The sequence below is a fragment of the Candidatus Krumholzibacteriia bacterium genome (assembly GCA_035268685.1).
GTDB lineage: Bacteria > Krumholzibacteriota > Krumholzibacteriia > JAJRXK01 > JAJRXK01 > JAJRXK01.
Window position 1 is genome coordinate 1 of sequence record DATFKK010000184.1, and the last position, 11,840, is coordinate 11,840.

Here is an 11,840-nt window from a genome sequence, read left to right on the forward strand (position 1 = left end):
GCATCGACATGCGCCCGCGTCTGCTGGCACTCGACCAGGGCGGAGATCAATGCCACCGTCGCAGCGTGCTCGGAACGACGCAACGACTCCAACCGCTCGATCACCTGCATGTCCTCGAACCTCCGGGGAGGCGGTTCGAAGGCATTGTACACGCTGTTTCGCGACGTCCTGACAGAGCTCACGACGCACGGAACGGCATCGAGACGGCGGATCACTCCACCACGACGACCAACAACCACGACGCGGCGAATCAGCGCTCCAGAAGCCGGTTCTACACACGACCGCCCAACACCGAAATGCTGCCCACGACAACCCTGTCAAGCCTGTCGCGAACAAACCTGTGGATGCTTATTGCGGACTCACGCCACGGCACCACGGCACGACCGCACAGCGCCGCAGCGCCACGGCACCACGGCACGACCGCACAGCGCCGCACCACCACAGCGCAACGCCACGACCGCACCATGGCGTCACCACATCCGCTACCACGGCGCCACCAGGGCGCCACCACACCACCGCGCACCACCAACCACGCGGCGACCGCAGCCACCCGTCAGCAATATCCACGAAACAGCAGCGACGAACCGACCGAGGCCACCAGCTCGAGTCCCCCGATCAGTTCCGCGACGGAACGAGCGCCGAACTGCAACTCCGCCGCGGAACGTTCTGCCTCGTTGCGTCGACGTCGCGACGAGGCTCGGGGAGCGCCGCCGATCAGCTCGACGACACCAGGTACTGGAAGCGCTGCGAGCCGACCAGCTCGCCGTCGATCGGCCCCAGGCCCGTCCGGCGCCAGACGGTCACGGTGTACCACCGGCGATCCTGGACCTGGTGGCCGGTTCCGACGAAGTCGAGCTGACGTGCACCCGCCGGCATCTTCCCGTACGGCACGGGCGAGACCACGCCGTCGAGGGCCTCCGTCGCGATCGACCACAACAGCTTCTGCGACACCTTCTCGTGGACGTCGATCCTGCCCACCTCGCAGCAGGGGACCCATCGGAACTCGAACGGATCCGCCCGGTTCACGGTGATCGCGACGACGTTCGAGAAGGCTCCGGCTGGTTGCACTCCAGTCGGGCACTGTTCCTCGGTGCACCCGGGCAGCGAGGCGTACAGCACGATCAGGACGAGCGACACGAACCGCACCATGGCCACCCCTCCTGAGGTAGTGCGCCGTGCGTCGCGGGTGCGGGTCCTGTTGTCGTCGTGGCATGGCGGCGCCCGGCGACGGGACCGGGAGCCTGTGGGCGTGCAGCGGCGATCATGCGCGCCGTTCGCCGACACTTCAAGAGATGCAATGTCACCAGCGGCCTTGCCGCCGGTGACACCCGCGAACTCCTGCGATACGATCGAATCATCCTCCGACGAAGGAGCCGTTCATGGCCACGACCGTCCTGCCCGCCGCCCGGATCCTCTCGCTGGACGTCCTCCGCGGTGTTGCCGTCCTCGGAATCCTGGTCATGAACATCCAGTCCTTCGCGATGATCGAGTGGGCCTACTTCAATCCGACGGCCTATGGTGACCTCACGGGTGTGAACTACTGGATCTGGTATCTGTCGCGACTGTTCTTCGACAGCAAGTTCATGGCGATCTTCAGCATGATGTTCGGGGCAAGCCTGCTGCTGATCATCGAACGCGCGCAGGAGAAGGGGCGTCGTCCCTTCGTGATCCACGCGCGTCGGAACTTCGCGCTCCTGCTGATCGGAGCGGCCCACGCCTACCTGCTGTGGTCGGGCGACATCCTCTTCCCCTACGCCGTGTGCAGCTTCTTCGTGTTCCTGTTCCGGCATCGGCGGCCCCGCACCCAGCTCGTCGCCGGGCTGGTGATCCTGCTCCTGGGCACCCTGATCCTGTACTCGGGAGCGCTGCAGCCCGATTCGCCGGAACTGCAGGAGCAGATCGCCGAATTCCAGCCCACCGACGAGATGATCGCCGAAGAGGTGAATACCTATCGGGGCGGCTGGCTGGAGCAGATGGAGCACCGCGTGCCGACCACCCGGGACATGCATCTCTGGGTGCTCCCCTTCTTCTACTTCTGGCGCGTGTCGGGGATGATGCTCATCGGCATGGCCCTGTTCCGCTGGGGCGTGCTGAGTGCAGAGCGGTCGTCGCGTTTCTACCTGACCCTGATCGCGCTCGGCGTCGTGGTCGGGCTGCCCATGGCCCACATGAGCGTGGCCGCGAGCGAGGCGGCCGACTGGGCGTACAAGGCCACCTTCCACGTGGCCAATCTGTGGAACTACTGGGGCAGTCTGTTCGTGGCGCTGGGCTGGATCGGCGTGGTGATGCTCGTGTGCCGCTCCCCTCTGGGCCTGGTCGAGTTCTCGGCCGTGGCCTCGGTCGGACGCATGGCCTTCACCAACTACCTCATGCAGACCATCCTGTGCACGACCTTCTTCTACGGCCACGGGTTCGGGCAGTTCGGCCGGCTCGAGCGCCTCGAGCAGATCTTCGTGGTGATCGCGGTGTGGGCGCTGCAGCTGCTGTGGTCGCCGTGGTGGATGAAGCGCTTCCATTACGGACCGGCCGAGTGGGTGTGGCGCTGGGCGACGTACGGAAGACGGCCGCCGATGCGGCGCGCGTGACCTCGCGAGCGGTCGCCGCCATCGCACCTCCGCGTCGACACCCCACCCGCGGTCCGATGCGGCCCCGTGCGCCGTCATCGGGCCGGCCCCGATTCGGCCCCACGACCATCGCGCTAGCTTCCCGGGCCACCGAATGGGAACCCGAACCGCATGCCAACGCGAACGACATGCGGACCCGAACGAGAGGAGTGCCCCGTGAACACGCACGACTTCCTGGGACAGGTCCAGGCCCGGGCCCACCTTTCCGATACCGATCAGAGCCTGGCCGCGACCCGCGCCACGCTCGTGACCCTCGCCCAGCGCATCGATCCCGGCGAGCGCTCCGACCTGGCGGCACAGCTGCCCGGTGAGATCGGACGCATGGTCGGGGAGGTCGAGGGCCAGGCGACCTACGGCCTCCACGAATTCTACCAGCGCGTGAGCCAGGAGGAAGGCGCGGGCCTGCCCGCGGCCACGCACCACGCCCGGATGGTGATGACCGTCGTCGAGGACGCCGTCTCCGCCGGCGAGATCGCCGACGTGCGCGAGCAGCTGCCGGCAGAGTACGCGGAGCTGTTCACGCGGGCGGATTGATCCCGGCCGACGCCGCGCTGCGGACATCGCGCTGCGGCATTACCAAGTCCCGCAGTTCCATCGACCCCCATCCCACGAAGGAGACTCCATGGATCTGCGCGACAAGCGCGCCCTCGTCACCGGCGGCAGCGAAGGCATCGGCCGCGGCGTCGCCGAGGCCCTGATCGAGCACGGAGCGAAGGTCGGCCTGATGGCCCGCAACCAGGAGACCCTCGAGTCCACCGCGAAGGAGATCGGCGCCGCCGCGTTCCCCGGCGACGTCGGGGTCGAGGCCGACTGCGAGCGCGTGGTGGCCGACTTCGTCGAGCACTTCGGCGGCATCGACATCCTGGTCAACAACGCCGGCTTCGCCCACACCTTCCCGCTCGTCGAGGCCGACGTCGAGAGGTTCGAGGCCGTCATGCGTACCAACGTCACCGGCGCGATGATCATGGGCCGCGAGTGCGCCCGTCACTTCGTCCAGCAGGACAGCGGCAACATCGTCAACATCAGCTCGACGAGCGGACTCCGCGGCGGCCCCAACGGCACCGCCTACTCCACGTCGAAGTTCGCCCTGCGCGGAATGACCGAGTGCTGGCGCGCCGAGCTGCGTCCGCACAACGTGCGGGTGATGCTCGTGAACCCGAGCGAGGTCCAGACCGGCTTCTTCGCCAAGATGGGATCGGAACGCGAGTTCTCCGAGAACAAGCTCCGTCCGCGCGAGATCGCCGACGCCGTCGTCGGCGCGCTGAGGATCGACGATCGCGGGTTCATTCCGGAGTTCTCGGTGTTCGCGACGAATCCGTGGTGAGACGAGGGGCTCACCCCTCGAACCAGTGCGAGTGGATGGTCCGGTAGGTCCCGTTCTCCATGAGTTCCAGCAGGGCGCGGTTCAGCGGCTCGCGCAGCGGGCTGCCCGGCGGCAGCGCCAGACCGTACTGTTGTTCGGAGAACACCCGGCCGACCACGCGCACCCGTCCCTTGCCCTCGTGGCCGGCGTAGTACTGCAGGAAGGGCGCGTGGTAGACCACCGCGTCGAGTTCGCCGGCCTCGAGCGAGGCGACCACGCTCTCGATGGTCGCTCCGTCGCGCGTGCGCACGCCCATCTCCAGCAGGTGGTCGTGCGCCGTGCTGCCCTCGACCGTACCCACGCGCCGGCCGAAGAGATCCTCCGGACCCTCGATCGTGTTGCGGATCTCGCTCACAGTGAAGGTCGTCGTGACCGTCGCCGTGAAGTACGCGAAGACGAAGTAGCCCGCCAGCAGCCACACCAGCGCGAAGACCTTTCCCGTGTTCCGCTTCGGTGTGGTGTCGCCGTAGCCCACCGTCGTGACCGTCACGATCGCCCACCACAGTCCCGCGAACACTCCGCGCACGTAGCCGTGCGGGAAGTCCGGGTTGCGACGTCGCTCGATCCACCAGATCACGTGCGACACGACGAAGATAACCAGGAAGAAGAGGAAGATCACGTCGAGCAGCTGCGGCACGTGCATCAGCGCCGAGAAGCGATCGAAGAGTCCACCGAAGAAGCCGGCGTTCTCGTCGGGCACCAGGATCTGCAGGCCCGACTGGAAATAGGCGTGGCTGAAGTCGAGACTCGCCTCGCGATCCGACGTGATCGCGATGCTCGACACCGAAACGTCGCTCGAGCTACGAGCGGCCTCGTCGAGCAGCTTGGCCATGCTGTTCACGCCGTAGAAGCCGTAGTCCAGATCGAGCTCGCTTGCGAGGTGGTCGACCAGCTCCACGCTGAAGCCACGGTAGCCACGGTCCTCGTACATGACGAAGGGTGGGAGGATCTTGGTGGCGATGCGCAACTCGCGCCGCGGAGGCAAGGCGTCGCCGGGCCCCAAGGACGCCATCGACGCGTCGGCCGGCACGCCCAGTGCTCGGGCACCGTCGAGCCACACGTTCACCGTGGCACGGTTCGATTCGACCCACTCCTCGGCGTGACGGCGGATGTCGGCGGCCGTGTCCTCGCCCGCGAACATCCGGGCGTTCTGCGTGTGGATCGCCTCCGACGAGATCTCCACGACTTCCAGGAGATGCCGCAGGGCCGGGTGGTCGCGCAGGAAGGCGCGGTTGGCGACGGCGCGGACGTCGTTGGGGGGCCATCCCATGGCGCACGGATCGCTCGGGCACCCGTCGACTCCGCGCACGGTCGTTCGTCCCTCCTGCGAGCCGTCACCGCTCGGCAGACTGGCGAAGGGAACCTCCAGCCACACCACGTCCTCGCCCGGCCGCAGCGAACCGACCGTCCAGTTCGGCGTCCAGGTGTAGAACAGGACCGGATCGCCTCGTTCGTAGCGCTCGAGCAGGTTGTACATCAGCGGCGTGTAGTCGCCCTGGATCTGCTCGACGTGACTGCGCAGATCGTAGGCATCGAGTTGGTGCTCGATGACCTCGGCGCAGCCCCAGCCGGCGTTGCAGCCGATCAGGTCGGCCCGGCCGTCCCCGTCGGTGTCGAAGAGACGCGCGATCGCCGGATCCCGCAGATCGTCGAGCGAGTCGATTCCGTGGCGCTCGGCCGTGCGCCGGTCGACCAGATAGCCCTGCAACGATCCCTCGGGCACCTGACGGCCTACCGGAACGATCGGTGACGGATCGCCCGGCCCGTGGGTCTCGACGTAGCCCTGGTGCAGCGGGAACCACCCGTTCACCCAGAAGTCGACCTCGTCCGTGGCGACGGCGGCGTAGAAGGCCTCGTTCTCCATCGTGGCCGGGCCCTGGACGTCGTAGCCCAGTTCCTCGAGGAGAAGACGGTAGACCTCTGCCTGGAACCAGCCGGTGTCCCAGGTGGCGCGGGCCATCACCACGCGATGCGCGGCGGAATCGTCTCCGGGAGGCGCCGCCCCCGCGGGCAGCACCACACACGAGACCGCCACGACGAGAGCGAGCAGGAACGACGACGTCGGCGCAGGTACGGATCGATGCATGACGAGAAGGGTGATGCGAAAGTTCTCCGTACCGTTGCACCCCCCGTCACGAAGCGTCAACGGCTTTGTCGCCGACGGCGTTGACGCCGGCCCGCGCGAGGATCATGCTGGATGCATGATCACTCTCTTCGTGGTGAGTGACGCCACGGGTCAGACCGGCGAACGCGTGCTCCGATCGGCGCTGGTGCAGTTTCCCGACGCCGACCACGAGATCGTCCGCCACGGCGGGATCCGCACCCCCGAACAGGTACACGAGGTCGTGAGCCAGGCGCGCCGGCGCGATGCGACCATTCTGCATACCCTCGTCTCCAACGATCTGCGTGCGTGCATGCTCACCGAGTGCCGGCGGCAGGTGGTCGACGCGATGGATCTCATGGGGCCCGTGCTCGACCGGCTCGCGATGAGCCTGCAGCGCGAACCGCAGGAAGAGCCCGGGTTGTTCGAACAGCTGCGCCAGCAGCGTATCCGGGCGATCGAGGCCGTCGAGTTCGCCTTCCGCCACGACGACGGCCAGCGATTGCACGAGATCGAATACGCCGAGATCGTCCTCGTCGGCCTCTCGCGCACCATGAAGACGCCGACGTCGTTGTTCCTCGCCCACCGCGGTTGGTTCGTGGCGAACGTGCCGATCGTCCCGCCGCTGCCGCCACCCGCCGAACTCCTCGCCATCGATCCCCGGCGCGTGTTCGCGATGACCATCCGTCCGTCACGTCTGGCCGAACTGCGCCGGGTCCGCGCCCAGCATCTGCACCTGTCGGCGAGCGACTACGTCGACCTGCCCTCGATCCGCGGCGAAATCCGCGAGGCCGAGATCCTCGCGCTGCGACACCGCTGGTACACCGTCGACGTCACCGCGAAGTCGGTCGAAGAAGCCTCTCGCGAGATCCTCGACCTGCGGGAGATGGGAAAGGGCTGAGCGCCGGCGATCGTGCGGCCCCACCCCCGTCGGGTTCGCCCCGACACCGTCCCGCGCCGCAGGCCCGGTGTCCCGTCCACTTCGTCCGTGCGATCCAGGGAACTCGATCGGCGGCGGACCCGGGCTCTCGGCCGGGCCCACGTTCGACCGAATGAACCGAGATCAGACCCCCGAAGGAGTCGACATGTTCCGCAGCGCTCGAATCCCTGCCGTGCTCGGCGCGGTCCTGCTCGGGGCCGCGCTGGCCGTTCCGCACTTCGCCCTCGCCGGCGAGAGCTACGGCTACGACGAGACGTCGAAGACGCACGACATCGTCGAGACCGCGGCCACCGACGCGAGCTTCGACACCCTGGTCAAGGCCGTGAGGGCCGCCGGGCTGACCGAGACCCTCGAGGGCGACGGGCCCTACACGCTCTTCGCCCCCACCGACGCGGCCTTCGACGCCCTGCCCGAGGGCAAGCTCGAGAGCCTGATGAAGCCCGAGAACAAGGACCGGCTCGCGTCGATCCTCAGCTACCACGTGGTTCCCGCAGAGATCACCGCTTCGCAGGCGATGAAGATGGACGAGGGCTCGACCGTCCACGGCGACGCGTTGATGCTGTCCACCCGTGATCGGACCCTGCGCGTCAACGACGCCAGCGTGGTCGAGAGCGGCATCGAGGCCAGCAACGGCGTGATCCATGCGATCGACCGGGTGTTGATGCCGACGAGCGGGGGCAGCACCGGTCGATGACCTCGACTCCGTTTCGGCGCGCGCGGCCGGCGCCCGTGCGCGCGCCCAGGCCCCGGATCCGGTGGATCCGGGGTCTTCGTGCGTGGGCGAGGAGGCGCAGATTGCGATCGGTCGTGGACTTCCGCGGCGGAAGTGTTCCGCAGATCTCCGCCGGGTCGTGGGGGCCGCCCACGCAGACGATCGAGGATCCGGGTGCCGAGGGAAACACCCCACCGCGACGAGGAACGACCGACCGGATCGACGGTGTTGCCAGCTCCTTCGTGTCCACTGGTGCAGCCCTTGCAGCACCAGAACGTCCACCCCCTTTCGAGGGCATCACGAGAGCACGACACCTGCGAGCCCGAAGGACCGACCGTGAAGCTCTTCCCCGCCACCGCGACGCTGGCCGCGACGATCGTCGTCCTCGCCGGCTGCTCGCCCGCACCGCCGGCGAACGGAACCGATCCCGCCCGCGATCTCGACTACGCCCCGGCCTGGGTCACCGCACCCGACGACGACACCGCCGTGCTGTGGTCGATCGGGACCGCGTCGGGAATCGACGACCCCTACCGACTACAGCGCACTGCGCTCGCCGAAGCACGAACGCGCATGGCGTCGCGCATCGCCGACTGCGTGGCGCCGGCCTTCACGTCGGATCTCGTCGCCGACCGGTCGGTCTGCGACGACGTCACCGACGCCGTCGTCTCCGTCAACCTGTACGGTCCGCACCGCGAACGGTACTGGGTCGCGCCGAGCGGAACCTGCTACGTGCGGTACGAGATTCCGCTCGAGACCTACGAGGCCAACGTCCTGAGCCTGCACCGTGTGGACGAGGACGTCCGGGCCACGGTGGCCGCGGCTGCACGCAACGAGGTCGAGGCGACGCCGATGCTGGCGCGCTGATCCCCGGCAGCGCGGCGAGCACTCGTTCATTCGTGTCTCCCGGTCCGTGTGACGGGACCGCGTTCGGTCGTGGCGCCGGGCTTCGATCGGTGGCACCCTGGAAGTCCCCATGATCCAGGAGCGCCCGTGCGCCTACCCCGTTCACGCCGCGCGATCCTCGCGCCGACTTTCGTCGTGCTCGCCGCGCTGGGGGCGTGGTCGTCGGTCCGTCCGTCCAACGACCGCGAATGGACCGTAGGACTCGACGTGCTCCCGTACGCGACCTTCGACGGGGACGTCGCCACCATCGAGGGCGTGCGTAACTTCCGCTGGCGCAGCCTCGAGGACTTCGATCCGCGCTACGAAACACGGACCTACGATCTGTCGCGGGTGACGTCGCTCTGGTACTGCCTGTCGGTCTTCGATCCCGACGGGTGGCGCGGACCCGCACACAGCCTGCTCAGCTTCGGATTCGACGACGGACGATACCTGGCCGTCTCGGTCGAGGCGCGCAAGGAACCGGGCGAGGACTACTCGGTGTACCGCGGGATGGCCAAGCGCTTCGAGCTCATGTACGTGATCGGCGACGAGCGTGACCTGATCGCCAACCGCGCGGCCCTGCGCCCCGATTCGGTGAACCTCTACCCCATCCGGGCCACGCCCGAGGCCATCGCGGCCATCCTGCGCGACATCCTCGAGGCCGCGAACCGCCTCCACGAACGGCCGGAGTTCTACCACACGATCACGAACAACTGCACGACGCGCCTGCGCGACCACGTGAACGCCGTGGTGCCGGGCCTGGTGCCCGCGGGCTGGAGGGTGGTCCTGCCCGGCTACTCGGACGAACTGCTCGAGCGCCTCGACCTGATCGCCGCCGACCTCACCCTGGAGGAGGCGCGGGTGGCCTTCGACATCAAGGCAACAGCGACGGCCGCCGTCGGCGAAGCGGCGTTCTCGGCAAGGATCCGTACCGGCCTGCTGGTCGATCACGATCCCACCGGCGAACCGGGAAGCGTCCTGGAATGAACAACTGGTCCGTGCGCTGGGCTGCACTCCTGCTGCTGTCGACCACCACGGTGCTGTCGTTCCTCGACGATGCCCACGCGGAAGTCGCAGACCGCGGATCGACCGCGGTCGAGATCGGACTCGGGGCCGTCAACGTCGGAGGATCCGTCGGCGCCAGCGAGCCGACCGGCATCTCCACCGACCTCGGCTGGGGATTCCAGGGACGACTCGGCGTGCATCGTCCGATCCGCGACGACATCACCCTCGGCGCCCAGTACGACGGCCGCTTCGTGAGCGACCTCATCGACCTGGGACCGATCGATCCGGACCTCACCACTCGGTTCCACTCCCTGTCGGCACTGCTGACGTGGCAGCCCGCCGGCTTCGTCCACCTCCGCACTGGCTTCGGCTGGACCTGGGTCGACCAGGACTGGGAATGGCTCGACGGACGGGGTGGCTTCGACGATGGCGGCTACACCCTGACGGGAGCCGTGGGCGTCACGCGGTCGGTGTCTCCGGCCTTGATCCTGCGGCTGCAGCTCGACGCCGTTCTCGTCGACCTCGGCGTGGTCGAGGCGGCCGGCGATGGGATTCGCATCTCGACGTCGACCGAGTTCACGCTCGTCGGGGTTTCGGCGTCTCTCGAGCAACGCTTCTGACACGACGACCCCGCTCGGAGTTCATCTGGTTCGGCGCGCTCGAGACGCTCGGAAGGGCCAGTACCTGATCGAGGACATGGCCCTCTTCACGTCGGCCCTGATCATCGGCGGGACGCTGCGGAAGTCGCAGCCGGACCGTGTCTTCCGTTGATCCCCGCACGCCCCTTGACGTCGAAGGGGTACGAACCCGAGGTTCGGGTCACCGGTGAGACTCGTTCCCGATCCCCATCAGATCGAGAGAGTCCATGATTGCCATCGTTCTCCTGCTGTCGTTGTCCGCCACATCACCGTCCGCCGAGTCTTCGTATCCCGCACCGACCACGCCCGACATCGTCGTCGAGAACCTCGAACGCTCGCTCGAGGAACTGAACGCGGGCGAGTACGAACACCTTCTGGACTGGTCCTATCTCTTCGAGTTCGCGCCCGAGCACGAGTGGATGGCCCCGAACGGGTGGCGGGCCAGCCAGGAACTCGACGCCATCCGCCGCATGCTCTCCGGAGAACCGACGCGCACCGGCGACGTCCCCCGGCGCGTCGTGGAGATCGAGCTCGACCTCGAGCCGATCACCGACTGGCAGGAGACCGACGAGGATCCCCTCGGCGTGCTGCGCACGTGGCGCCGCGAATACGCGTCGGAGATCGTCATCCGCTTCGACGACGGCACCGCGACCTTCATCGATCGGCGTCAGGTGCTGACGGTGGTCGCGTCGATGTCCGAGGCGGACCTCGAACTCTCCGAGTTCCGGCTGCTGCGCTGGGAGGAAGAGGAATCGGTCCGGCAGCGCTTCGGACGGATCAAGGCGCGGTTCTGAGCCGAAACGAGGCTACCAGCTCCGCCACTCCTCGACCCGCCGTCGCGTCTCCTCGTCGGGCGCTTCCTCCAGGGCGCGCTCGACGATCGCCTCGGCCTGCTCCGTGTTGCCGGTGGCGACGTTGGCGGCCACGAGTTCGGGATAGACCTCGAAGCGCGCCGCGGGGTCCGGCGCGGCGTCGAGCGCGGCGTAGAAGGCCTGCAGAGCACGCACCGACTGTTCGCGCCGCATGCGCTCTCGCCCCACGAGCAGGAACCAGTGCCGGCGACCGCGGTCGGTCTCGAAGTCCTGTTCCTGCGTGATCACGGTGGCGATCTCGTCGGTCTTCCCGTCACGGCGCAACTCGGCGATCCGTTCCTGCGTCCGCTCGACGAAGCGATCCTCGGCGATCTCCAGCGGCGACCCCTCGAGTCCCGAGATCCGCGCCAGGAGCTTCGCGGCGACCGTGTCCTGCGCGTCCTGGGCCAGCGCCCGGTCGAGCAGGTGCAGGTCCTCTTCAAGGGCGCCCTCCTCGAGCGCTTCGAGGAACCGGTTCACGTAGAAGCTGTGGACGGCCAGACGTTCCTCGGCCGGATCGGTCGCGATCACCACGAGGATCCGCACCGGGAAGCGCATCGGATTGAAAATGCTCACCGTGCCGCGCTCGTCCCGACCCCAGGGGATCAGCGCGTCGATGTCGCTCGCCCGTCGTTCCATCCACAAGATGGCGTTGTCGTAGGCGCGGGTGACCTTGACCTCGATCTCCGTCGGGCTGTCGACGCGCAGGTGGAAGCGGCGGACC

12 protein-coding genes are annotated in these 11,840 nt (G+C 67.8%); 9 read left to right on the forward strand and 3 right to left on the reverse strand.

Annotated elements, in window-relative coordinates:
* Positions 1 to 714: 714 nt before the first annotated feature.
* Positions 715 to 1,149 carry a hypothetical protein gene (locus VKA86_17920; protein HKK73084.1) on the reverse strand — a complete coding sequence of 145 codons (435 nt, stop codon included), beginning with the start codon at positions 1,147 to 1,149 and terminating at the stop codon, positions 715 to 717.
* A 230-nt stretch (positions 1,150 to 1,379) separates the two neighbouring features.
* On the opposite strand from VKA86_17920, the gene VKA86_17925 reads away from it, so the two are divergent.
* The 3 genes from VKA86_17925 (at position 1,380) to VKA86_17935 (ending at position 3,948) form a co-directional block, all read left to right on the forward strand.
* Positions 1,380 to 2,585 (forward strand): DUF418 domain-containing protein, encoded by a 1,206-nt coding sequence (locus tag VKA86_17925; GenBank protein HKK73085.1) that lies wholly within the window; start codon positions 1,380 to 1,382, stop codon positions 2,583 to 2,585.
* A gap of 195 nt (positions 2,586 to 2,780) precedes the next feature.
* Positions 2,781 to 3,158, forward strand: coding sequence for a DUF2267 domain-containing protein (locus tag VKA86_17930; protein ID HKK73086.1), 378 nt, complete (start codon positions 2,781 to 2,783; stop codon positions 3,156 to 3,158).
* An 88-nt stretch (positions 3,159 to 3,246) separates the two neighbouring features.
* Positions 3,247 to 3,948: an SDR family oxidoreductase gene (locus tag VKA86_17935; protein ID HKK73087.1), complete on the forward strand. Its 702-nt coding sequence runs from the start codon at positions 3,247 to 3,249 to the stop codon at positions 3,946 to 3,948.
* A gap of 10 nt (positions 3,949 to 3,958) precedes the next feature.
* On the opposite strand, the gene proX is transcribed toward VKA86_17935, so the two are convergent.
* Positions 3,959 to 6,133 carry a glycine betaine/L-proline ABC transporter substrate-binding protein ProX gene (gene proX / locus VKA86_17940; protein HKK73088.1) on the reverse strand — a complete coding sequence of 725 codons (2,175 nt, stop codon included), beginning with the start codon at positions 6,131 to 6,133 and terminating at the stop codon, positions 3,959 to 3,961.
* 55 nt (positions 6,134 to 6,188) lie between these two features.
* Here proX and ppsR point away from each other — a divergent pair, with 55 nt between their 5' ends.
* The 6 genes from ppsR (at position 6,189) to VKA86_17970 (ending at position 11,059) form a co-directional block, all read left to right on the forward strand.
* Entirely contained in the window at positions 6,189 to 6,989 is an 801-nt protein-coding gene (gene ppsR, locus VKA86_17945; protein ID HKK73089.1) for a pyruvate, phosphate dikinase/phosphoenolpyruvate synthase regulator, read from the forward strand.
* A gap of 184 nt (positions 6,990 to 7,173) precedes the next feature.
* Positions 7,174 to 7,722 carry a fasciclin domain-containing protein gene (locus tag VKA86_17950; protein HKK73090.1) on the forward strand — a complete coding sequence of 183 codons (549 nt, stop codon included), beginning with the start codon at positions 7,174 to 7,176 and terminating at the stop codon, positions 7,720 to 7,722.
* A 354-nt stretch (positions 7,723 to 8,076) separates the two neighbouring features.
* The gene (locus tag VKA86_17955; protein ID HKK73091.1) at positions 8,077 to 8,604 is read left to right on the forward strand and encodes a hypothetical protein; all 528 of its coding nucleotides are present in this window, start codon (positions 8,077 to 8,079) and stop codon (positions 8,602 to 8,604) included.
* Between the two features lie 126 nt (positions 8,605 to 8,730).
* Positions 8,731 to 9,609 (forward strand): DUF4105 domain-containing protein, encoded by an 879-nt coding sequence (locus VKA86_17960; protein HKK73092.1) that lies wholly within the window; start codon positions 8,731 to 8,733, stop codon positions 9,607 to 9,609.
* Positions 9,606 to 10,247 (forward strand): hypothetical protein, encoded by a 642-nt coding sequence (locus tag VKA86_17965; GenBank protein HKK73093.1) that lies wholly within the window; start codon positions 9,606 to 9,608, stop codon positions 10,245 to 10,247. The genes VKA86_17960 and VKA86_17965 overlap by 4 nt, the downstream gene beginning before the upstream one ends.
* Before the next feature lie 245 nt (positions 10,248 to 10,492).
* Positions 10,493 to 11,059: a hypothetical protein gene (locus tag VKA86_17970; protein ID HKK73094.1), complete on the forward strand. Its 567-nt coding sequence runs from the start codon at positions 10,493 to 10,495 to the stop codon at positions 11,057 to 11,059.
* A 12-nt stretch (positions 11,060 to 11,071) separates the two neighbouring features.
* Here the strand turns inward: VKA86_17970 and VKA86_17975 are convergent.
* The coding region (locus VKA86_17975; protein HKK73095.1) for a hypothetical protein at positions 11,072 to 11,840 on the reverse strand (769 nt) is incomplete at its 5' end.

Coding starts and splice junctions, on each gene's coding strand:
- VKA86_17920 (HKK73084.1), bottom strand. CDS start 1,149: ATGGTGCGGTTCGTGTCGCTCGTCCTGATCGTGCTGTACGCCTCGCTG.
- VKA86_17925 (HKK73085.1), top strand. CDS start 1,380: ATGGCCACGACCGTCCTGCCCGCCGCCCGGATCCTCTCGCTGGACGTC.
- VKA86_17935 (HKK73087.1), top strand. CDS start 3,247: ATGGATCTGCGCGACAAGCGCGCCCTCGTCACCGGCGGCAGCGAAGGC.
- ppsR (HKK73089.1), top strand. CDS start 6,189: ATGATCACTCTCTTCGTGGTGAGTGACGCCACGGGTCAGACCGGCGAA.
- VKA86_17950 (HKK73090.1), top strand. CDS start 7,174: ATGTTCCGCAGCGCTCGAATCCCTGCCGTGCTCGGCGCGGTCCTGCTC.
- VKA86_17965 (HKK73093.1), top strand. CDS start 9,606: ATGAACAACTGGTCCGTGCGCTGGGCTGCACTCCTGCTGCTGTCGACC.
- VKA86_17970 (HKK73094.1), top strand. CDS start 10,493: ATGATTGCCATCGTTCTCCTGCTGTCGTTGTCCGCCACATCACCGTCC.